The sequence below is a fragment of the Cupriavidus sp. YAF13 genome, assembly GCF_052113425.1.
Taxonomy (GTDB): Bacteria; Pseudomonadota; Gammaproteobacteria; order Burkholderiales; family Burkholderiaceae; genus Cupriavidus.
Genome location: NZ_JBFRDD010000090.1, coordinates 1 through 20161, shown reverse-complemented (window position 1 = coordinate 20161; position 20161 = coordinate 1). Strand labels below are relative to the sequence as shown.

The 20161-nt window shown below is 65.4% G+C and carries 21 protein-coding genes; 3 read left to right on the top strand and 18 right to left on the bottom strand.

Going from position 1 to position 20161, the window contains the following annotated elements:
• Positions 1 to 388: 388 nt before the first annotated feature.
• From AB4061_RS38665 to argS, 6 genes are all read right to left on the bottom strand, one after another.
• Positions 389 to 1938 (bottom strand): IS3 family transposase gene (locus AB4061_RS38665; RefSeq protein ID WP_441641358.1). Its coding sequence is split into 2 segments (ribosomal slippage): positions 389 to 1452 and positions 1452 to 1938, totalling 1551 coding nucleotides; the frame shifts between segments, so codons are not numbered across the junction.
• Positions 1939 to 2151: 213 nt separating this feature from the next.
• Positions 2152 to 2988, bottom strand: coding sequence for a helical backbone metal receptor (locus AB4061_RS38660; RefSeq protein ID WP_441641357.1), 837 nt, complete (start codon positions 2986 to 2988; stop codon positions 2152 to 2154).
• Positions 2985 to 3797: an SDR family oxidoreductase gene (locus tag AB4061_RS38655; protein WP_441641356.1), complete on the bottom strand. Its 813-nt coding sequence runs from the start codon at positions 3795 to 3797 to the stop codon at positions 2985 to 2987. The genes AB4061_RS38660 and AB4061_RS38655 overlap by 4 nt, the downstream gene beginning before the upstream one ends.
• Before the next feature lie 168 nt (positions 3798 to 3965).
• On the bottom strand, positions 3966 to 4604 hold the full coding sequence (locus AB4061_RS38650; protein WP_441641355.1) for a thiol:disulfide interchange protein DsbA/DsbL: 639 nt from the start codon (positions 4602 to 4604) through the stop codon (positions 3966 to 3968).
• Positions 4605 to 4695: 91 nt separating this feature from the next.
• Entirely contained in the window at positions 4696 to 5472 is a 777-nt protein-coding gene (locus AB4061_RS38645) for an SPOR domain-containing protein (protein ID WP_441641354.1), read from the bottom strand.
• 130 nt (positions 5473 to 5602) lie between these two features.
• Positions 5603 to 7396, bottom strand: coding sequence for an arginine--tRNA ligase (gene argS / locus AB4061_RS38640; RefSeq protein WP_441641353.1), 1794 nt, complete (start codon positions 7394 to 7396; stop codon positions 5603 to 5605).
• A gap of 260 nt (positions 7397 to 7656) precedes the next feature.
• Between argS and AB4061_RS38635 the strand changes: the two genes are divergently transcribed.
• Positions 7657 to 7980, top strand: a complete 324-nt coding sequence (locus tag AB4061_RS38635) for a DUF1840 domain-containing protein (protein ID WP_441641352.1) — start codon at positions 7657 to 7659, stop codon at positions 7978 to 7980.
• A gap of 355 nt (positions 7981 to 8335) precedes the next feature.
• Here the strand turns inward: AB4061_RS38635 and AB4061_RS38630 are convergent, their stop codons facing one another.
• The 3 genes from AB4061_RS38630 to AB4061_RS38620 all read right to left on the bottom strand — a co-directional run bounded on the left by AB4061_RS38630 (position 8336) and on the right by AB4061_RS38620 (position 9309).
• The gene (locus tag AB4061_RS38630) at positions 8336 to 8752 is read right to left on the bottom strand and encodes a hypothetical protein (RefSeq protein ID WP_441641351.1); all 417 of its coding nucleotides are present in this window, start codon (positions 8750 to 8752) and stop codon (positions 8336 to 8338) included.
• 117 nt (positions 8753 to 8869) lie between these two features.
• Positions 8870 to 9031 carry a DUF1328 domain-containing protein gene (locus tag AB4061_RS38625; protein ID WP_441636170.1) on the bottom strand — a complete coding sequence of 54 codons (162 nt, stop codon included), beginning with the start codon at positions 9029 to 9031 and terminating at the stop codon, positions 8870 to 8872.
• A 104-nt stretch (positions 9032 to 9135) separates the two neighbouring features.
• On the bottom strand, positions 9136 to 9309 hold the full coding sequence (locus AB4061_RS38620; RefSeq protein ID WP_441641350.1) for a DUF1328 family protein: 174 nt from the start codon (positions 9307 to 9309) through the stop codon (positions 9136 to 9138).
• Between the two features lie 278 nt (positions 9310 to 9587).
• Between AB4061_RS38620 and AB4061_RS38615 the strand changes: the two genes are divergently transcribed.
• Positions 9588 to 11042 carry a CHASE3 domain-containing protein gene (locus tag AB4061_RS38615; protein ID WP_441641349.1) on the top strand — a complete coding sequence of 485 codons (1455 nt, stop codon included), beginning with the start codon at positions 9588 to 9590 and terminating at the stop codon, positions 11040 to 11042.
• 100 nt (positions 11043 to 11142) lie between these two features.
• Here the strand turns inward: AB4061_RS38615 and AB4061_RS38610 are convergent, their stop codons facing one another.
• The 6 genes from AB4061_RS38610 to AB4061_RS38585 all read right to left on the bottom strand — a co-directional run bounded on the left by AB4061_RS38610 (position 11143) and on the right by AB4061_RS38585 (position 17196).
• Entirely contained in the window at positions 11143 to 11286 is a 144-nt protein-coding gene (locus tag AB4061_RS38610; protein WP_035859076.1) for an entericidin A/B family lipoprotein, read from the bottom strand.
• A gap of 123 nt (positions 11287 to 11409) precedes the next feature.
• Positions 11410 to 11817: a response regulator gene (locus AB4061_RS38605; protein WP_441641348.1), complete on the bottom strand. Its 408-nt coding sequence runs from the start codon at positions 11815 to 11817 to the stop codon at positions 11410 to 11412.
• 109 nt (positions 11818 to 11926) lie between these two features.
• Complete coding sequence (locus tag AB4061_RS38600) at positions 11927 to 12559, bottom strand: response regulator (RefSeq protein WP_441641347.1); 633 nt, start codon at positions 12557 to 12559, stop codon at positions 11927 to 11929.
• 187 nt (positions 12560 to 12746) lie between these two features.
• Positions 12747 to 13106 carry a hypothetical protein gene (locus AB4061_RS38595; RefSeq protein WP_441641346.1) on the bottom strand — a complete coding sequence of 120 codons (360 nt, stop codon included), beginning with the start codon at positions 13104 to 13106 and terminating at the stop codon, positions 12747 to 12749.
• Positions 13107 to 13344: 238 nt separating this feature from the next.
• Positions 13345 to 16092: a methionine synthase gene (gene metH / locus AB4061_RS38590; RefSeq protein ID WP_441641345.1), complete on the bottom strand. Its 2748-nt coding sequence runs from the start codon at positions 16090 to 16092 to the stop codon at positions 13345 to 13347.
• A gap of 36 nt (positions 16093 to 16128) precedes the next feature.
• Positions 16129 to 17196 (bottom strand): homocysteine S-methyltransferase family protein, encoded by a 1068-nt coding sequence (locus AB4061_RS38585; RefSeq protein WP_441641344.1) that lies wholly within the window; start codon positions 17194 to 17196, stop codon positions 16129 to 16131.
• A 177-nt stretch (positions 17197 to 17373) separates the two neighbouring features.
• On the opposite strand from AB4061_RS38585, the gene AB4061_RS38580 reads away from it, so the two are divergent.
• A complete protein-coding gene (locus AB4061_RS38580; protein WP_006161304.1) occupies positions 17374 to 17766 on the top strand; it encodes a rhodanese-like domain-containing protein in 393 nt (130 codons plus the stop codon).
• Positions 17767 to 17938: 172 nt separating this feature from the next.
• Here AB4061_RS38580 and AB4061_RS38575 read toward each other — a convergent pair whose 3' ends face one another.
• From AB4061_RS38575 to AB4061_RS38565, 3 genes are all read right to left on the bottom strand, one after another.
• The gene (locus tag AB4061_RS38575) at positions 17939 to 18196 is read right to left on the bottom strand and encodes a BTH_I0359 family protein (protein ID WP_006161303.1); all 258 of its coding nucleotides are present in this window, start codon (positions 18194 to 18196) and stop codon (positions 17939 to 17941) included.
• Between the two features lie 261 nt (positions 18197 to 18457).
• A complete protein-coding gene (gene pcaD / locus AB4061_RS38570) occupies positions 18458 to 19300 on the bottom strand; it encodes a 3-oxoadipate enol-lactonase (protein ID WP_441641343.1) in 843 nt (280 codons plus the stop codon).
• 140 nt (positions 19301 to 19440) lie between these two features.
• The coding region (locus tag AB4061_RS38565; protein ID WP_441641342.1) for a DUF3108 domain-containing protein at positions 19441 to 20161 on the bottom strand (721 nt) is incomplete at its 5' end.

The following is a 20161-nucleotide window of genomic DNA, read 5'->3' as shown; positions in this document are numbered from 1 at the left end:
GCCCCATACGGCCTTGGCACACCTTCACGGCTCGCTTCGCATCGCGCAYGGGTGTTTCCCGCCCCCAGGCGGGAAACACGGCTTGCCACAGAGGGATCAAGTTTCGATTCGGTCTAGCCGTGATTGCCGCCCCCCAGGCGGCAATCACCCACCCGCGATGCGCAGCGAGCCGTCTGCCTTTCATCTCCCGTTATGGGGCGCCTCGTCGTCGGGCGAAAAGAGCGGAAACGAGGAGGCCATGTTTGAGTGTCGCCTTAAGGCGATGCGAGTTTGGCCTCCGGCCGCTCTTTTCGTCCGGCGACGAGGGGGGGGGTCGCCCCATCCGGGTCGCTTCTTTGCCTACTTTCTTGGCGAGCGGCGTGTGTCAAGGTAATTGTCGCCTCAGCCGTTACGCTGCTTGCTTGTAATTCTCTCCGTTTTGCTGCGCTCGCTCCGGGTTCAGGTACACCGCATCCGGGAGTTCCCAGTTGCGGATGCCCGCGGTCCAACGCTGCGGATTCCGGGCGCGCGCCGCTTCATACAGCGCCTTTCTCTGCGCCAACAGTGCAGTGGCTGTGCCCTGATGCCGCTGGTTTGGCGTGACGTACTTCAGACCGCTGTGTCGGTGCTCATCGTTGTACCAACGCACGAAGCGCAGCACCCACTCCCGCGCTTGTTCCAGGCTCTCGAACGGGCGCTCCGGCCACATCGGGCAGTACTTCGCCGTACGGAACAACGCTTCGGCATAGGCGTTGTCGTTGCTCACCCTGGGCCGGCTGTAGGAGGGCACCACGCCCAGGTCATACATCGCTGCCAGCATAGTGGCCCCTTTCATGGCCTTGCCGTTGTCCGAGTGCAGTACCAGCGGACGACCTGCTGTTTGCTCCCGCAAACAGCCGTGCATCAGCAGGCGGCCTGCATCCTCCGCCGTCTGGCCCTCATGCACCTCGTTGGCGACCAGCTTGCGGCTGTAGATGTCCTTCATCATGTACCAGTAGAAGAACTTGCCCTTGACCGTGGTCGGCAGCCAGGTAATGTCCCAACACCACACCTGGTTCGGACCCGTGGCCCGGTGCGTCGTCGGCGGGCGCGTACACGGGGTTTTGCTGCGGCCGCGCCGCCGGCTTTGTCCCGCTGCATGCAGCACCCGGTAGATCGTCGATACCGATCCCACGTAGATCCCCTCATCCGCCAGCTTCGGCACGATCTGGTGCGGCGTCAGGCTCGCGTAACCCGGCCGGTTCGCCGCTCTCAGCACCGCCTGCCGTTCTGCTTCGCTGAACTTGTTGGCCGGTGCCTCGCGACGCGCTTCAGGCCGCCCGTCGGCGGGCGCTTGCCGCCAGCGCTGCAAGGTCCGCTCGGTCACACCGAGCGCCTCGCAGGCCTTCTCCTGCCGCGCCCCGGCGCTTACAGCGTCATCGATCAACTCTATGGCTTCCAAGCGATCCGGGGTGCTGATCAGTCTTCCTCGTCCCGTCCCCAGATCGCTGCGGCTTTTTTTTGCAAGACCAGCAGTGCCGCTGTCTCCGCCAGCGCCGCATTCTTGCGCTTGAGTTCGCGCTCCAGTTCCCGCACTCGCCTGCGCGCCGCTTCGTCTTCCCGCCGCTGCGCCAGCGTTCGCTTGACGGGGGCAGGCGCATTGGCCTGCTCGCACGCCTCACGCCATTGCTGAATCTGCTCCGGCTGGATGCCCTTTGCACGGCAGTACTCCGACAACTCCGCTTCACTCAGCGGCGCTGTCTCCAACACCACGCGAAACTTGTCCGCGCTGCTCCATTGATCGCTTTGCTTTCCATCACCCGGCACAATTCTTCCCGCTTCTCTCGCCATCCTGCGCCAAGTCCGCAAGGTCACTGTCGTGATCCCCGTGGCCTTGGCCAACTCCACGACCGACCGGTTCAGCGGCGGCATCATCTGCTCCACCACCCATTCCCGGTGCTCGGTTGCATATCGTGTCATCACCTATTCGCACACCGCCCTCCATTCTGCTTCACCAAGGAGACGGAGGCGATAAGTATCCTGACATGGAGGGCGAGACAAGAAAGTAGGTCGCCTCCCCGCAGGGGAGGTGAAACTGCCTTTGACTTTCAGCTTTTGCCCTTGAACTGGCAGTTAAGCCGCTGCAGTTGACGTCAAGCAGTAGCAACCGAAACCGAAGCCCCCCCTACCCCCCTAAACCCCACCTGCAAACCTCGACAAATACCTCACCCCCTCCACGGCCCGGCTCCCATACCAGGAAACCATCTCCCCATCGATCAGCAAAACCTCCTTGCCGATCTGCCGCTCCAGCGCATCAACATGTGCCTCGGTAAACCGATACGGCTCACTGGAAAGCAGGACAAGGTCAATCTCCCGCACCAGCGCGTCGCTCCACCGGAAGGTCGGATACCGCGTCTGCGGCGTATTGGGCCGGCTGCACTCCCCATCAACACAAGCCTCGGGCATGGCGTCAGCCGAAGGCCACGTCTGCCAGTTCACCAGCGCCAGCATCTGGCTGATATAGGTACCGCGCGACACCGTCATCCACGGATCCTGCCAGATCGCATACAGGACCTTGCGCGCGGGCCACTGCCGGGCACGTACCTGCGCCAGTTCGGATGCCATGGCGGCGCAGAGCGATTCCGCTTCGGCAAGGCGGCCGAAGATACCGCCAAGCAGCCGGTAGAGCGCCAGGTTGTCCTCGGGCGCACAGGGGTGGGTGACGATCACATGCGGCACAAACGCGCGGATCTCGTCCACCGTCTCGCGCCGGTTCTCGTCGATGTTGACCACTACATGGGTGGGCGCCAATGCCCGTAGCCGCCCAAGGCTGACATCCTTGGTGCCGCCCACCTTGGCAACGGCACGCACGGCTGGCTCTGGATGGATGCAAAAGCCGGTGCGCGCCACCATCAGGGGACCCAGCCCCAGGGCAAACAGCAGTTCGGTAACGGACGGCACCAGCGAGGCAATGCGCACCTCGCCCGTGGCGGGGTGGTGCAGGACGCCGGCTGCGTCCTGCCAGCTCATGGCTGCTTGTCCTGGCTCCCCTCCTGCGCGCGCGGCTTGCGCGGCGCGCGGGAGAAGATCGCGTCGTAGAGCCAGCGCGGCATCAGGTGCAGGATGGATGCGACCACGCCCATCTGCCAGGGCACCACGGCAAAGCGACGCCCTGCGGCAATAGCACGCACCGTCTTGCGGGCGAACACATCGGCGTCCATCAGGAAAGGCATGCGATAGGGGTTGTGCTCGGTCATCGGCGTGCGGATGTAGCCAGGCGCGATAGTGACCACGCGGATGCGCTCGCGGCGCTGTTCCAGGCGCAAGCTCTCCAGCAGCTTGATCACCGCGGACTTGGAGGCGCTGTAGGCACCCCCGCCTGGCAGGCCGCGCACGCCGGCTACGCTGGCAATGCCGACCAGCGTGCCGCGCCAGCCGCCGGCGCCGGGATCGCGCTCGCGCATGGGCTGCATGAAGGGCTGGAAGGTGGTGAGCACGCCGAACCAGTTGGTGTCCATCACCATGCGGAAGGCTTCGAGGTCCTCGCGCTCGCTGGCGACGGTGCCAACCGATACGCCTGCATTGGCGATCACCACATCGGGGCAACCAAAATGCTCGAGGAAGTCCTGGGCGGCGCGCTGCATGGCATCGGCATCGCGCACATCCGCGCCGTAGACGCGCACCGCATTGGGATTGGGCAGGGTGCGGGCGAATTCACGCAGCACCTCTTCGCGCCGGCCAACCAGGCCGAGGATGGCGCCCTGCGAGGCGTACTCGCGCGCCAGGGCCTGGCCGAGTCCGCTCGACGCGCCGGTAAGGAAGACTTTCTGTGCTCGCATCGGGAGGGTCCAGGGGTAAGCGCAACATGGTTCATGCCGACCGACCCGCCCTGGCGCGCGCCGGACGCCGCTGCGCCTCGCCGGCGCCGGCGGTGCCGGTCGACCGCTGGTGGCCATCGGCCGGCTCGCGCGTGGCGAGCCCAAAGGCCGTTGGCCGCAGCCCGGGAATTACATTTTCTTGTCGCGCACCTGGCCGACCAGGTAATCCATGGTCTGGATGGCCGTGCCCTTGGTGCCGGCGATGGACGGCGAGGTCACGTACTTGCCCTGCACCACGATGGTCGGCACGCCGTCGACCTTGTAGGCGTCGGCGATCTTGTTGGCACGTTGCGAGTTGGTGGTCACCGAGAACGAGTTGTAAGCATCGAGGAAGGCCTTGCGGTCGATGCCGTTCTTGGCCATGAAGTCGGCGATTTCGTTCGGGTCCAGCATGCGCTTGCGGTCGACGTGGATGGCGTTGAAGACCTTGGTGTGCATGGCGTCCAGCTTGCCGATGGCTTCCAGCGCGTAGAAGATCTTGGTGTGCGGCAGCAGGTCGTCGCGGAAGGCAACCGGCACGCGCTTGAACACCACATCCTTGCCCTGCTTGCCTACCCAGGCTTCCAGCTCAGGCTCGAAGTCAAAGCAGTGCGGGCAGCCGTACCAGAAGAACTCGGTGACTTCGATCTTGCCCGGCGCGACGGGCTGCGGTGCTTTCAGGACCTGGTATTCCTTGCCCGAGGTGGGCGCGGCTGCCTGGGCGGGCGCGGTCATCAGGAAACCGGTCACAGCGACCAGCGTGGCAAACAAGGTGGCGAGTTTCTTCATGTGGCGCGGCTTTCGAGAATGGGCAATGAGCGTATGACAGCGGCGGGGCAATCCGGTTCAGCGGATCGCCCCGGGTTACCGTTACTGCTTGTTACTGCTTGGTAAAGCGGATGACCGAAGCCTCGAAGCCCGACGCCTGCAGCCGGTCGCGCGAACGGTTCATGTCGTCGATCTTGTTGAACGGCCCCAGGCGCACGCGATAGAGCTTGACGCCGTTGACATCGCGCTCGGTCACCTTGGCTTCGAACCCCTGCATGGCCAGGTTGGCCTTCTGGCGGTCGGCGTCGTCCTGCGAGCGGAAGGCGCCTACCTGCAGCAGGTAGCCTACCTTGTTGGCATCGGCCTGGGCGATCTCGGCGATCGGGTCGGCGACAGGCTTCTCGGCCGGCTTTTCGGCAGGCTTTTCCGCCGGCTTCTGCGCGGTCTTGTCGGCCGGCTTCTCGGCGGCGGGCCGATCGGCGGGCTTGTCCGCGGGTTTCTCGGCGGAGGGCTTGTCGGCTGGCCGGGTGACGGCTACCGGCGGCTGGCGCTCGGGCGGCTTCACCGTGGTCGGCGCCGGGCCGGACGGCTGCTCGGGCTCAGCGGCGGACCCAACCGGCTTGGCCGGCGTCTTGCTCCACAGCGGCTTGTTGGGATCGCTTGGCGCTTCCTGCGCCGGAGCGGGCAGGTTGCTGACCACATTGCCGGGCTCGGCCGGCTTCTGCGCGCCCTTTTGCTGGAATGGCGCCGGCGACTTGGTGATGTACAGGGCGACCACTACCGCGATCGCCAGGCCGACGATCAGGCCCAGCACCAGTCCCAGGAACGTACCTCCGCGCTGCGGGGCGCGGCTGGCATTGCGCGGGGTGCGCTTGCGTTGCTGTTGCATGAATTCCTCTAGCGTGATGGCGCGATTATAGAGCCTGCGCCGATCCCGGCATCACTGTCTGTGGTCAGGGCGATACGGATAAGGCGCGTCATGAAGGGGGGCTTGCCCCCTTTCACGACGCCGGCCTGGCTTACATGCGCTGCGGCGCCGAGACGCCGATGACGGCCAGCCCATTGCGCAGCACCTGGCGGGTGGCGGCCAGCATCGCCAGGCGAGCCAGCTTGACCGTCTCGTCGTCCACCAGCACGCGGTCGGAGTTGTAGAACGCGTGGAAATCGCCCGCCAGGTCCCGCAGGTAGAAGGCGACCGCATGCGGCGCCAGTTCACCCGCCGCTGCCGCCAGCATGTCCGGGAAATCGGCCAGGCGCTGGCCCAGCGCGAGCGCCTGCGGGGTAGCGTCGGCGCCGGTCACGGGGGCCAGGTCGGTGCCGGCCAGGGCAGGCAGCTTGGCCTCCCAGTCCGCGCCGCCCCAGGATTCGAAGATCGAGCAGATGCGGGCATGGGCGTACTGCACGTAATACACCGGGTTCTCGTCGTTCTGCTTGAGGGCCAGGTCGACGTCGAAGATGAATTCCGTATCGGCCTTGCGCGACAGCAGGAAAAAGCGCACCGCGTCGCGCCCGCGGGTGAAGTGCTCGGGCCAGTCGGCCACGCCGGCTTCCAGGCAGCCGCGGATGGTCTCGCCGCCTTCCGCGCCGTTACTCCACTCGATCAGGTCGCGCACGGTCACGTAGGAACCGGCGCGCTTGGAGATCTTGACCTCCTCGCCGTTCTTCATGACGGTGACCATCTTGTGCAGGATGTAGTCGGGGTAGCCTTTGGGGATGCCGATGTCCAGCCCCTGCAGGCCGGCGCGCACGCGGGCGATGGTGCCGTGGTGGTCGCTGCCCTGCACGTTGATGACCTTGGCGAAGCCGCGCTCCCACTTGCTGGTGTGGTAGGCCACGTCCGGCACGAAGTAGGTATAGGTGCCGTCGGTCTTGCGCATGACGCGGTCCTTGTCATCGCCTTCGTCGGTGGTGCGCAGCCACAGGGCGCCTTCGTTCTCGTAGGTCTTGCCCTTGGCCACCAGCGACTGCACCGCGGCCTCGACGCGGCCATCGCTGTACAGCGAGGACTCCAGGTAGTAGCGGTCGAACTTGACGCCGAAGGCGCGCAGGTCGATGTCCTGCTCGTTGCGCAGGTAGGCCACGGCGAACTTGCGGATCGACTCGATGTCTTCGACGTTGCCGGAGGCCGTCACGGCGTCGCCGTCGGAGGCGCGCACGGTCTTGCCGGCCAGGAAATCGGCAGCGATGTCGGCGATGTAGTCGCCGTTGTAGGCCGACTCCGGCCACGCGGCATCGCCCGGCTTGACGCCGCGGGCGCGCGCCTGCACCGATACGGCCAGGGTCTGGATCTGCACGCCGGCGTCGTTGTAGTAGAACTCGCGATGCACGGCAAAACCCTGCCAGTCCAGCAGGTTGGCCAGCGCGTCGCCCAGTGCCGCCTGGCGGCCGTGGCCGACGTGCAGCGGGCCGGTCGGGTTGGCGGAGACGAACTCGACCAGCACCTTGCCGTGCACGCCCTGCGCCTTGGCGCCGTAGCGGTTGCCCTGCTCCAGCACCGCGCGCAGCACATCGGCCTTGGCAGCCGGCGTCAGGCGCAGGTTGATAAAGCCGGGGCCGGCGATTTCCAGGCCGGCCACCAGCCCTGCGGTACGCGCGTCGGCCTTGACTGCATCGACGATCTGCTGGGCCAGCTCCCGCGGGTTGCGCTTGAGCGCGCGGGCAACCTGCATGGCGAGATTGCAGGCCAGGTCGCCGTGGGCGGCGACCTTCGGACGCTCGAAGACGGCGTCGGGCAGGGCGGCGTCGGCCGGGGCGATTGCGCGCACCGCGTCATTGAACGCAGCGGCAAGATTGGTGGTCTGAACTGGCAGCATGGATGTCGTGGCCCTGAGGCGGTTGTCTGGTGCCATCGCGGCGGTTCTGCCGCGGCGGCACCGTCACGGGCGGCATGTGGAGGCCGCGCCGCGTGGCAGGCAATGAATTGCAGAACGCAGAATTTTATCAGGTGCTATGCTGACATCATGCAGCAAGCCCAAAACCGGCCGTTGCGAGCCCCCTGCCCGGTCCCGGGACAGGCCGCGCGGCCATGGTTTTCGCCCATGTATTTCGCTGTACGCCAAGGAAAGGAAATATCATGCTGATCACCTTCAAATCCCACGCGTCGCAGGACCTCATCATGATGAGAGACCTTGCCGTGACGCTCCTGGGGATTATCGGCAAGCACCTGGGGGAGCGCGGGGTGATCACCACCGAGGAACTGCCACGCTGCATCCATATACTGGAAGCCGCTGTGACGGACGCCAAGAAGGTGCACCCTGCCGTATCGTCGGTCCACCCCGGCAAGAATGACGATGACAACGAGGAAGAGCCCCTGCACCTGGGCCAGCGCGCCTACCCCTTCCTCGACATGCTGCGCGCATCCCAGCGCGAGAACACCGAGGTGATGTGGGGCGTGTAGGCAGCGCGCCGAATCCCCCATAGATAGAAAACAAGGTGGCCGGCGCCAGCCGGCCGCCTTGCCGACCCCTTCCGATCCCTCGCTTTTCGCTCCCTGCTTCTTGTCGCGCTTCCGGCTCGCTTCCGGCCCGCCTGGATTCCCCCCCTGCCTGCTCGCACTTCCGGCAAAAAAGAATGCCCGGCCGATGTTTCTGGCCGGGCGTGCCGGATCAGGGAGGGGATCCGGAAGGGGAAATATCTGTGTTTCAGGGTGCGGCCAACGTCACCTGCGCGGCGCATGCAGCACTGCCGGCAAGGCTGGCGCCGTAGCGCTAGCCCTTGCCCAGCATGTCCGCGAACTTGTCGGCGTGCCTCGGTCAATCGCCGCGGGCGCGTCCGCTGGCCGCCAGCAGCAAGGCGACGAAAGCGCCGGCCGCCGCCGCGATGCCAAGCGCCTTCAACGGCGACTCCACCACGCGTTGCTGCACGCCATGCACGGCGTAGCCGACACGTTCGCGGGCACGGCTCTTGAGTTGGTCGGCCAGCGCGTGAGAGCGGTCGTGCAACCGGCGCCCGGCTTGCACTGCCTCGGACGAACCTTCGCGCCCCAGCACTTCCAAGGTTTGCTCGAGCTGGGCGATCAGTGCGCCGACCTCGCCGGCCACGGGCCCCGTGGCTTCGCGGGCGGCGCCGCGCGTATCGCGTGCGGCATGCCGGATCTGTCGCACCGTGCTTTCGGCACGATCAGCCAGGTGATTCACTTCTTTTCGGATCCTCGGATTGTTGGTCAGCATTGGCTTACCTCCGTTTCGTCTGATGACGCGCTGTGACTGGGTTCGTGCTAACTGCCGGGGCGCGCTGCGTGGATCGAGTGCGGCGGCCCTGCCGACCGCCGCGCTCTCGCCTGGCACCTAGCGCCTGACCAGGCCGATCACAAACGTCACCAGCGCAACCACCAGGAAGATGAAGAACAGGATCTTGGCGATCTCGACCGCCCCTGCCGCGATGCCGCCAAAGCCGAATACCGCGGCGATCAGGGCGATGACAAAAAATACGACTGCGTAGTGCAACATGGTGATGGCTCCCTAAGTGGATTGGGCTGCCGCGCCAGCAGGCGCGCGCTTGGCAAGTGACAGCGGCTGGCGATTAGCGATTAGCGATCGGTGATTGCGATTGGCTATTTCACCGCCTTGAACACGGTCACGCCCAGGACAAGGAACAGCACGAACAGCACCAGGAAGATGAAGAACAGGATCTTGGCAATGCCGGCCGCACCGGCAGCAATCCCTGTGAACCCCAGCAAGCCGGCGACCACGGAAACCACTGCAAGAATCAGCGCCCATTTCAGCATTGGCGTTCTCCCTCGTTCTTCCCGAGCTGGCTTGACGCAGGGTGCGCAAGCTCATGGAACCATGGTAGAAAGCAGACCTCCGCCCGGACACCGCAGCCGCACCGATTCGCTTGTCAGCCAATTCCTACAGTCCAAGCGCCGGCGCGGCCTCGTAGGCCGCACCGGAGACACGGCGGGTTGACCGCAGACAGTCGATGTGCTTCCATCGTCGCAGACAAGGTGCAGGCCAGGCGCGGGAGACGCCGCGCCGGCCAGGCGCCCGACTTCGGGAAACGAACATGTTCAAGCAGTCACTGCTGCGCTCGACCTTGCTTCTGGCGGGCGGCATCGTGCTTACCGTGGTGGTGCTGATCGCCTCCGAGGCAGGCAATATCCGCTTGCGCCAGGGCTATACGCAAGTCATCCAGTCGCAGCAGGTGCAGGGCCAGATCAACGCCCTGCTCGGCGAGCTGGTCACTGCCGAAGCCGGCCAGCGTGGCTTCCTGCTGACCGGCAAGGAAAGCTACCTTCAGCCGTACTACAAGGCCGTGCCGCGCATCAATGCGCTGATGAGCGCGCTGCGCAACCGCTACGCGGACGACCCCGAGGCGCTCAAGCTGTTCACCGAGGCCTCCACCGCCGTCAGCCGCAAGCTCACCGAGATGGACCTGACACTGCTCTACGGCAAGCGCGACGTGGAAGTGGCGCTCGACCTGGTGCGCACGGACTTCGGCAAACAGACGATGGACAACGCGCGGCGCGGGCTGGAAGCCTTGCTGCAACGCGAGGCCAAATCGGTGTCGCAGAGCCTGGAGTACGCCGACCGCGACCTTGCTCTGTCGCGCTACGGCATCGGCCTGCTGACCGCCATCAATATCGTGCTGCTGATTGTGGTGGGCTTGCAGCATTCGCGCCGCATGGCGGTATCGGAAGCCGCACGCAGCGAGCTAGAGGAGGAAAGCGCGCGCCTGGACAGCATGGTGCGCTCGCGCACCCGCCAGCTATCGGCGCTGGCATCCCACCTGCAGCGCGTGACCGAGGACGAGAAGACGCGGCTGGCGCGCGAGCTGCACGACGAGCTGGGCGCCATCCTGACGGCCACCAAGCTCGATATGCACTGGGTGCGCCGCCGCGTCCAGGACACCCACCCGGATGTGGCGGAAAAGCTCACCCGCGTGATGCTGCATGTGGACCAGGGGATCCAGATCAAGCGGCGCCTGATCGAGGACCTGCGGCCCACCGTGCTGCTCAACCTGGGCCTGAAGGAAGCCATCGGCCAGCTGGTGGAGGAAGTGGCGGCGCGCAACCAGTGGGAGGCGGATGTGCAGCTGGCAGAGGCGGTGCCGCCGCTGCGCGACGACGCGGCCATCGCCCTATACCGCATCGTGCAGGAGTCGCTCACCAACGCCAGCAAGTACGCCGAAGCGCAGCGCGTGTCCATCCAGCTCGATTGCGCCGACGGCGTGCTCTCGCTGGCAATCAGCGACAACGGGCGCGGGCTGCCGGCGGATTTCGAATCGCAGCGCTCGGTGGGGCACCATGGCCTGCTGGGGATGGAGCAGCGCGTGGTCGCGCTGGGCGGCACGCTGGAGCTCCGGTCGGAACCCGGTGCCGGCGTCACCATCCAGGTGGTGGTGCCGCTCACCGATGCCATCGTGGCGCCGCCGCGCGACGATGAGGAGGAGCTCGACGGCATGGGCGACCCCGGCGAGCGGCCGCAGGACGCGCCCACCGGCACGCCGCCGGCCAGCTAGTCGGCCAGCCGAGCAGTAAAAAATGGAAAAGGGGCTCCGCGGAGCCCCTTTTCCATTCCTCTTGCCCGGTAGCCATGCACACGGCACGGCGGCTGGCACCTTACATCTTCTGCTTGGTGCTCTCGGCGGCGCCTTGCACCTTCTCGCCGCCCTTCTCGATGTCCTTGCCGGCACCGGCCATCGTATTGCAACCGGTCACCAGGACCACACCTGCCAGGGCACACAGCGCCATCAGCTTTCTCATGATTCTCTCCTTGCTCTAGGTTGACGCGGCATGGCCGCGCTTGGAACGGCTGGTATTGCCGATACGGTCGATCAGGTCGATATGGCTGATCTGGCTGATCTGGCTGATCTGGCTGATATGGATTCAGCCACCTGCCTGCGCGTACTCCTCGATCACCCGGAACACCTGCTCGAGCTCGAGCGACTTGTCAAAGAAATAGTCCGCGCCGGCCTCGGCGCACTGCCGCCGGTATGTAGGCACCTGGGCATGATTGGTGTAAACGATGCGGATGCCCGACACCTCTTTCCTCTGCAAGGCGCGCAGCACGTTGATCCCGTTGCCCTGGCGCAACTGCAGGTCGACGATGACGACCTCGTACTTGCCCGCCTCATAGAGGCGCAGCGCCGCGCTTTCGGTATCCGCCCAATCCACGACTTCGATAAACGGAAACGCGTTCAGGTATTCAAGCAACATACCCCGCAATACCGCTGAGTCCTCGATTAGCAGGACCCGCAGCGCGCGATACGAGGGGGCCGCAGCTTGATCCAACATGGTTCCATGGTAGCAATGGCGTGTAGGGAGAGACCATCGGCGTCCGTCCTACAGCAGCGTCTGGCAAATGTGGCAGAGTGCCGTGTAATGCGCCTTGCCTTTGCGGCGCCTACTCCACCAGACCGTTCTTGATCGCGTAGTAGGTCAGGTCGGCATTGGTCTTCATGCCCATCTTCTCCAGGATGCGCGAGCGATAGGTGCTGACCGTCTTGACGCTCAGGAACAGCTCCTCGGCGATCACCGAGACCGACTGCCCGCGCGAGAGCTTGCAGAAGATCTGGAACTCGCGCTTGGACAAGGTCTGGTGCAGCGGCTGGTTGGTGGGCTTGTCAAGCCCGCCGATAAGCAGGTCCGCCACGTTGGCGCTGACGTAGCGCCGGCCCTGGGCCACGGTTCGGATGGCCTTGACGAGATCGTCGGGCGCGCTTTCCTTGGTCAGGTAGCCGGAAGCGCCCGCGCGGATCAGGTTGATGGCGTACTGCTCTTCCGGGTAAGTGGAGAGGATCAGCACCGGCAGCTCGGGATGGCGCTGGCGCAGCAGCTTGAGCACGTCGATGCCGTTGCGGTCGGGCATCGAGATATCGAGCACCACCACATCGAACTCGAGCTCACGCAGCCGTATCATGACTTCGTCGCCGCTGGCTGCCTCGCCCTCCACCCGGATATCGGGCTCGTCGGAAATAAACTGCCGCAGGCCGGCGCGCACGATCTGGTGGTCGTCGGCGATCAAAACGCGAATCATGATGTCTCCCTGGGCATGGGTGCACCAGCGCTCAGGAGCGGCCGGGCTAGTGCATTGTAGTGCTTACAAAACCGCCCGACCGTCGGCGCAAAACTGACAGGCTCCCAGCTGGCCGCGCCAATGAGAAAGGGACGGGGTGAACCCGTCCCTGTGTTCCAGCATGCCAGACTTGCCGTCCTGGCCAGCCTTATTGGACCTTGGTCGCCGCGCCGGCTTCAGCGGCCGCGCCAGTGTCGGTTGCTGCCTCGCCCTTCTTGGCCTTGGCGTGGCTGGTGTGCTTCTTGGTCTTGGCGGTCGACTTGGCGTGCGTGTCGGCGTCGGCGCCAGCCTTGGCATCCACGCCCTTGTCGGCGCTGGCCGAAGCGCCCAGGCCAGCGTTTGCACCCGCGCTGGCGGCTGCACCCTTGTCGGCGGGCGCGCTGATCGCGGGCGCCGCCATGGCGCCGTTGACGCCAGCCTTCGCATCAACGCCAGTTCCTTGTGCCATGGCCAGCGAGGAAGCGGCAGCGATCGAGAGTGCGGAAAGGGAGATCAGCAGTTTGTTCATGGAGAGGCTCCTAGCAGTTTGCGCCGCTGCGAAACATTCGCTGCGGTGTTCACTTGATGTGAGCCCTCAGTCTAGGGACGCAGTGCCGCGCGGTCTGTTAGGAGATGTAATGCCTTGTAAGGAGTAGTGAAGAACTTACAAAGGCACATGGATGCGCTTAAAGAGGCTTTTTCCTGCTTGCCCAATGGCTTGCGATGGCACAGCGGCGCAAAACGCCGCCGCGCCGGCACGCAAGCGGTTACAGGTTTGGTGCGAGCGCGCGCTCCAGCACGCTGCGTTCTTCGCCGCGGCGCGCCACCATATCGTCCAGCTGGTCCTCGCCGATCTTGCCGACCGAGAAATACGTCGACTCCGGATGTGCAAGGTAGAAGCCGCTCACCGATGCGGCTGGCGTCATTGCCAGCGAGTCGGTGATGCCCATGCCGATCTCGGCGGCGTTGAGGAACTCGAACATCGGCGCCTTGACCGTATGCTCCGGGCAGGCCGGATAGCCCGGCGCCGGACGGATGCCGCGATAGGTCTCGGCGATCAGTTGTTCGTTGGTCAGCACTTCGCCGGCGTCGTAGCCCCACAGGTCGCGGCGCACGCGCTCGTGCAGGCATTCGGCAAAGGCTTCGGCCAGGCGGTCGGCCAGCGACTTCAGCATGATCGCGCTGTAGTCGTCATGGTCGGCCTCGAACTGGGCTTCCTTCTTGTCCACGCCGATGCCGGCGGTGACCGCGAACACGCCGATGTAGTCAGCGATGCCGCTGTCCTTGGGCGCGACGAAGTCGGCCAGGCAGCGGTTGGGGCGCATCACGCCATCGATCACCGGGCGCTCGCTTTGCTGGCGCAGGTTGTGCCAGGTCAGCGCGACCTTGCTGCGGGTCTCGTCGGTGTAGATCTCGATATCGTCGTGGTTGACGGCGTTGGCCGGCAGCAGGGCCAGCACACCGTTGGCCGTCAGCCAGCGGCCCTGGATCAGGCGCGACAACATGGCCTTGCCGTCCGAGAACACGCGGCGGGCGGATTCGCCGACGATCTCGTCATTGAGGATGTCGGGGAATTTGCCGGCCAGGTCCCAGGTCTGGAAGAACGGGGCCCAGTCGATATAGTTGGCGAGCTCCGTCAGGTCGTAGTTGCGGAAGATGCGCCGGCCGATGAATTTCGGCCTGGGTGGCACGTAGGCGCTCCAGTCCACCGGCGTCTTGTTGGCGCGGGCCTTCGCCAGCGACACCATCGGCGTGGCCTTCTTGTTGGCGTGCTGGTGGCGGATACGTTCGTAGTCGGTCTTCAGCTCGTCCAGGTACCTGGCCGCGCCATCGTCGGACAACAAGCTGGACGCCACGCTGACAGAGCGCGAGGCGTCCGGCACGTAGACCACCGGGCCTTCGTAGTGCGGCGCGATCTTGACCGCGGTGTGCACGCGCGAGGTGGTGGCGCCGCCGATCAGCAGCGGGATCTTCTTGATGCGGAAGTAGTCGTCGCGCTGCATCTCGGAGGCGACGTAGGCCATTTCCTCGAGCGACGGCGTGATCAGCCCGGACAGGCCGACGATGTCCGCGCCCTCGACCTTGGCACGCGCCAGGATCTCGTTGCACGGGACCATCACGCCCATGTTGACCACCTCGAAGTTATTGCACTGGAGCACCACCGAGACGATGTTCTTGCCGATGTCGTGCACGTCGCCCTTGACGGTGGCGATGACGATCTTGCCGCGTGCCTTGACGTCGCCGCCGGCCTCGGCCAGCAGCCGCTTTTCTTCCTCGATGTAGGGCAACAGGTGAGCCACGGCCTGCTTCATCACGCGAGCGCTCTTGACCACCTGCGGCAGGAACATCTTGCCGGCGCCGAACAGGTCGCCCACGATATTCATGCCGTCCATCAGCGGGCCTTCGATCACCTCGATCGTGCGGCCGCCGCGTGCCTCCACCTGCTGGCGCACTTCCTCGGTGTCCTCCACGATGAAGGTGGTCAGGCCATGCACCAGCGCGTGCGACAAGCGGTCGGCCACCGGCACCGGGTTCTCCGGGGTGCCGCGCCACAGCAGGTTTTCTTCTTTCTTCGCGCCGCCGCCCTTGTAGCGGTCGGCGATCTCCAGCAGGCGGTCGGTGCTGTCCTCGCGGCGGTTGAGCACCACGTCTTCCACGCGCTCGCGCAGCTCGGCGTCGAGCTGGTCGTACACGCCGAGCTGGCCGGCGTTGACGATGCCCATGTCCATGCCCGCCTTGATGGCGTGGTACAGGAACACGGTGTGGATGGCCTCGCGCACCGCGTCGTTGCCACGGAACGAGAACGACACGTTGGACACGCCGCCGCTGACCTTGGCGTACGGCAGGTTCTGCTTGATCCAGGCGGTGGCTTCGATGAAGTCCACCGCGTAATTGTTGTGCTCCTCGATGCCGGTCGCCACCGCGAAGATGTTCGGGTCGAAGATGATGTCTTCGGGCGGGAAGCCGACTTCATTGACCAGGATGTCGTAGCTGCGCTTGCAGATCTCGGTCTTGCGGGCAAAGGTGTCAGCCTGGCCCTGCTCGTCGAAGGCCATCACCACGGACGCAGCGCCGTAGCGGCGGATCAGTTCGGCGTGATGGCGGAACTGTTCCTCGCCTTCCTTGAGCGAGATCGAGTTGACCACGGGCTTGCCCTGCACGCACTTCAGGCCGGCCTCGATCACTTCCCACTTGGACGAGTCCAGCATGATGGGCACGCGCGCGATATCGGGCTCGGAGGCGATCAGGTTGAGGAACCTCACCATGGCCGCCTTGGAGTCCAGCATGGCTTCGTCCATGTTGATGTCGATGATCTGCGCGCCGTTCTCGACCTGCTGGCGGGCCACCACCAGCGCATCGTCGAACTGGCCGTTCAGGATCATGCGGGCGAAGGCCTTGGAGCCGGTGACGTTGGTGCGCTCGCCGACGTTGACGAAGAGCGTGTCTTCATCGATGGTGAAAGGCTCGAGGCCGGACAGGCGCATCGGACGCGGCGGCAGGGTATCGTTGGTCATGGTTTGATCTTGTTTCCGTGGGCTCGCGATGCGAATTCAGGCGGCGTCGCGGTACTGGCCGGGCCAGGCGCGCGGCTTCTTGCTGGCCACGCGCGCGGCGATGGCGGCGATGTGCTCGGGCGTGGTGCCGCAGCAGCCGCCCACCAGGTTCACCAGGCCGGACGCGGCGAACTCCTCCACCAGCGACGACGTGACCTCCGGGGTTTCGTCGAAGCCGGTATCGCTCATCGGGTTAGGCAGGCCGGCGTTCGGATAGCACGACACTGCCGCGTCGCAGATCTTGGCCAGCTCGGCAATGTAGGGGCGCATCAGCGTGGCGCCGAGCGCACAGTTCAGGCCGAAGGTGATCGGCCGGGCGTGGCGCAGGCTGTTCCAGAAGGCTTCCACCGTCTGGCCGGAGAGAATGCGCCCGGAGGCGTCGGTGACCGTGCCGGAGATCATCACCGGCAGGCGCTCGCCGGTGTCCTCGAACAGTTGGTCGATGGCGAACAGCGCGGCCTTGGCATTGAGCGTATCGAAGATGGTTTCCACCAGGAACACGTCGGCACCACCTTCCAGCAAGCCCTTGCCCTGCTCGTAGTACGAATGGCGCAGCTCTTCGAAGGTCACGTTGCGCGCGCCCGGGTCGTTCACGTCCGGCGAGATGCTCGCGGTCTTGGGCGTGGGGCCGAAGGCGCCGGCCACAAAGCGCGGCTTGTCGGGCGTGCTGTATTTGTCGCAGGCCTCGCGCGCCAGCCGGGCGGCAACGACGTTCATCTCGTACGCCAGGTCCGCCATCTTGTAGTCTTCCTGGGCCACGCCCGTCGCACCAAATGTATTGGTCTCGATCAGGTCGGCGCCGGCGGCCAGGTATTGCTCGTGGATCTCGCTGATGACCTGCGGGCGGCTCAGCAGCAGCAGCTCGTTATTGCCCTTGACGTCGACATGGTGCCCGGCGAAGCGCTCGCCGCGGTAATCTGCCTCGGTCAGCTTGTAGCGCTGGATCATGGTGCCCATGGCGCCATCCAGGATCAGGATGCGCTCGCGCAGCAGGGCCGGCAGGTTGGCCGCCCGGGTGTAGGGGCGCGCGGGAGGAAGCGAGGCGGAACGTGGGGCGGCGCTCATGTGGGGCTCGACAGCAAGAGAAAAGACTGCGATTTTATCAGTTACATCAATGGTTTGCGGAATAACGGCGGCATCCGGGCGGTGCAGCCAACGGCGCTCGCGGGTTGCCGCGCGGCACCGCCCGGCCCTACACTGGGGCACATTCGCCCTTGTTCCCATTAACGGAAAGCCTTGCCCATGCAACACCTCAGCCCCGGCGACGCGCAAACGCTCCTCAGCGAGTCACCCGATGCGCTCTTCATCGATTGCCGCAGCGAAATGGAGTACCTCTTTGTCGGGCACCCCAAGGGGGCGCACAACGTGCCCTGGAACGATGGTCCCGACTGGGAGGTGAACCCGCATTTCGTGCAGTCGGTGAAAAAGCTCGCTGGCCAGGCATCGGCGCGCCCGGTGCTGCTGATCTGCCGCAGCGGCAACCGCTCGACGGCCGCCGCGCGGGCCCTGGAGGGTGCCGGGTTCTCTACCGTCTACAACGTGCTGCATGGCTTCGAGGGCGACCTCGACGCCGAGCGCCACCGCAATACGCTCAACGGCTGGCGCCATGCCGGGCTGCCCTGGGAACAGTATTAACAGTATTGAATGACCGGAAGCTGGCCGGGAACAGAGGCCGGGAACAGATACTGAATGCACGATGCCTGAAAGCAGGAAGCCCGCGCGATGCGCGGGCTTCTTGCTATTTCCTCTATGGCTTGGCTTGCCAGCCCGTCACGCGACGGAACGCTGGCAAAGGCAACCGCGGAGCCTAGTGCATCACTAGCGGGTGAATCATCACTGTATCGAACTTGCCAAGGAAATCATCCACCTCTTCCACCGACGGCTCGCTTTCGATCAGACGCGTCACGTCCGCGCGAAAGCTCTCGGCCATCTGGCCACCGAGGAAAATCTCGCGTTTCAGGTTCTTGTCCACGATTTCATAGCCGCCAGAGGCAAGAGGCGCATGCTCGACATCCGCACCAAACTCGACAATGCAGTAATTGTCGCTGTTGTAGATCATTTGCATGGCATACCTCCTGGCTGTCATGGGTCAAGCGGGGGGCGACGGATTATTTCGATAACCGGCACACTGGCCGGTTGCCCTCCGCGATTTCACCTCCAAGCTGAGGGTGTTTGCCGTGTTTTCAAGTTCTGCTTCGACAAACCGCAGGTATTAAGCGTTCCCTCACTACATTGGGCAACGGCCATCCCAGCAAGTTCTTGAGTTTGGTGGGAAAGCCATCGCCCGCCGTTCTGCCTAGCTCTGCCTTGAGCGCCAAGGTTCGTCTCAGGGTACATCGCACTGCGCGCCGCAAGCCGCATTGCCAAGAAAAGCGTCCAGCACGCAATGAAAGCGGGCCGCCTGCTCGATATGGGCAAGGTGCGCGGCGTGAGGCAGGATTTCGAGCCGGGCACCGGGAATGGCGGCGGCTATCTCGCGTGCCATCGCCGGCGGCGCCCCCAGGTCCTCCTCGCCGGCCACGACCAGAGTAGGACAATGAATCCGCGAAATCGCCCCGGCCAGGTCAAATGCCATGATGGCCTGGCTGGTGCCGACGTAGCCGTGCACGGGCGTGGCCAGCAGCATCTCGCGCACGCGGGCCACCTCCTGCGGATGCGCACCGCCAAATGCCGCGCTGAACCAGCGCTGCATGGTGCTGTCGGCAACGCCCGCCATGCCGTGCGCTTCCACATGCCCGATGCGCTCATGCCACATCGGGTGGCCACCCAGCGGCGTGCGGTTGACGGTCGCGACCAGGGTCAGCGACAGCAAACGCTCGGGATGGCGCACGGCCGCGGTCTGGGCGATCATGCCGCCCACCGAGACCCCGACGAAATGCGCGGCCGGCACCTCCAGCACATCCATCAGGCAGGCCACATCGTCGGCCAGGCGGATCATCGAGTAGGCGCCGATCGGCGCATCGCTCTGGCCGTGCCCGCGCAGGTCGTAGCGCAGCACGCGATAGCGCGGCGCCAGGTGGCGCGCCGTGGCATCCCACAAGGTGTGATTGGCGCCCAGCGCATGCGCCAGGACCACCCAGGGGCCGTCGCCCCCGTCAATGCGCACTTGCAGGCTGATATCGCCCACGCGCACGCGGCGGGTCTCGGATGGTGGCAGGGTGGCGCTCATGACGGGTCTCCGGTTGTTGGTGAAAACACGGTGAACCACAGCGGCGGCCGATGCCGCGGCTTGCGGACGGCTTGCGGACGGGCCTGGCTTGCGGACGGGCCTAAGCCGGACGTGAGACGGTCTGAAGACAGCTTGCAGGCTCAGCGCAGCGGTTCGCTGTCGCGATAAACAAGCTCGATCTGCGTGCCGTCGGGCTCCGTCTGCTGCAGCTTCACTGGCATCCACTGCAGCGACTGCGCCAGCCACACTTCCACGCGCCGGCGATCATTGGCATGGCGCGGCAGCCGCACGAAATGCTTGGCCCGCACCGCGCCATGGCCGGTATCCACGTCCTCTTCCCCCACATACTGCACCTGCATGGGCTCCAGGTCACGCGTATCCGCCACTTCGAAGGTCTCCGTCACGCCCGGCGTGGCGTAGCGCTGCGGATTGCCCCGCACCAGCCCCACCAGTTGCAGGAACACGCTGAAACGGTCCTGGCCCGCGGCCGGCAACGGCTCCTGCTTGCCGCGCCCCTCGAAGACGAGCGTGCCGGCAGCGCGATCGAAGCGAGCCGCCTCGACGCGGTTACGGCGGCTCTCCTCATAGCGCTCGGGCGCGAGGCCGCGCTCGTTGAGCGCGCCGGTGCTGTGAAAGGCGAAGCGGAACCACAACACCCGTGTCTCCACTGCAAGCTGGTAGTGCGCGCCATCTTGCTGCCAGCGGATCAGGCCATCCGGGTTCTGCACGCCATTGACGAAGCTGGCGTAGTGCAGCAGCGTGGAGGGGGGCGCCGAGTAGCGGACGTTGTCAGGAGGCGCCGCGGCCTGCGCGGCCGCCGGCGCGGACGCGGGCGCCGCGGTGCTCCCGGCGGTGCTCCCG

Bases quoted from the DNA above. Each gene is read 5' to 3' on its own strand.
- AB4061_RS38660 (WP_441641357.1), bottom strand. From the start codon at position 2,988: ATGAGCTGGCAGGACGCAGCCGGCGTCCTGCACCACCCCGCCACGGGC.
- AB4061_RS38655 (WP_441641356.1), bottom strand. From the start codon at position 3,797: ATGCGAGCACAGAAAGTCTTCCTTACCGGCGCGTCGAGCGGACTCGGC.
- AB4061_RS38650 (WP_441641355.1), bottom strand. From the start codon at position 4,604: ATGAAGAAACTCGCCACCTTGTTTGCCACGCTGGTCGCTGTGACCGGT.
- AB4061_RS38645 (WP_441641354.1), bottom strand. From the start codon at position 5,472: ATGCAACAGCAACGCAAGCGCACCCCGCGCAATGCCAGCCGCGCCCCG.
- argS (WP_441641353.1), bottom strand. From the start codon at position 7,396: ATGCTGCCAGTTCAGACCACCAATCTTGCCGCTGCGTTCAATGACGCG.
- AB4061_RS38635 (WP_441641352.1), top strand. From the start codon at position 7,657: ATGCTGATCACCTTCAAATCCCACGCGTCGCAGGACCTCATCATGATG.
- AB4061_RS38630 (WP_441641351.1), bottom strand. From the start codon at position 8,752: ATGCTGACCAACAATCCGAGGATCCGAAAAGAAGTGAATCACCTGGCT.
- AB4061_RS38625 (WP_441636170.1), bottom strand. From the start codon at position 9,031: ATGTTGCACTACGCAGTCGTATTTTTTGTCATCGCCCTGATCGCCGCG.
- AB4061_RS38620 (WP_441641350.1), bottom strand. From the start codon at position 9,309: ATGCTGAAATGGGCGCTGATTCTTGCAGTGGTTTCCGTGGTCGCCGGC.
- AB4061_RS38615 (WP_441641349.1), top strand. From the start codon at position 9,588: ATGTTCAAGCAGTCACTGCTGCGCTCGACCTTGCTTCTGGCGGGCGGC.
- AB4061_RS38610 (WP_035859076.1), bottom strand. From the start codon at position 11,286: ATGAGAAAGCTGATGGCGCTGTGTGCCCTGGCAGGTGTGGTCCTGGTG.
- AB4061_RS38605 (WP_441641348.1), bottom strand. From the start codon at position 11,817: ATGTTGGATCAAGCTGCGGCCCCCTCGTATCGCGCGCTGCGGGTCCTG.
- AB4061_RS38600 (WP_441641347.1), bottom strand. From the start codon at position 12,559: ATGATTCGCGTTTTGATCGCCGACGACCACCAGATCGTGCGCGCCGGC.
- AB4061_RS38595 (WP_441641346.1), bottom strand. From the start codon at position 13,106: ATGAACAAACTGCTGATCTCCCTTTCCGCACTCTCGATCGCTGCCGCT.
- metH (WP_441641345.1), bottom strand. From the start codon at position 16,092: ATGACCAACGATACCCTGCCGCCGCGTCCGATGCGCCTGTCCGGCCTC.
- AB4061_RS38585 (WP_441641344.1), bottom strand. From the start codon at position 17,196: ATGAGCGCCGCCCCACGTTCCGCCTCGCTTCCTCCCGCGCGCCCCTAC.
- AB4061_RS38580 (WP_006161304.1), top strand. From the start codon at position 17,374: ATGCAACACCTCAGCCCCGGCGACGCGCAAACGCTCCTCAGCGAGTCA.
- AB4061_RS38575 (WP_006161303.1), bottom strand. From the start codon at position 18,196: ATGCAAATGATCTACAACAGCGACAATTACTGCATTGTCGAGTTTGGT.
- pcaD (WP_441641343.1), bottom strand. From the start codon at position 19,300: ATGAGCGCCACCCTGCCACCATCCGAGACCCGCCGCGTGCGCGTGGGC.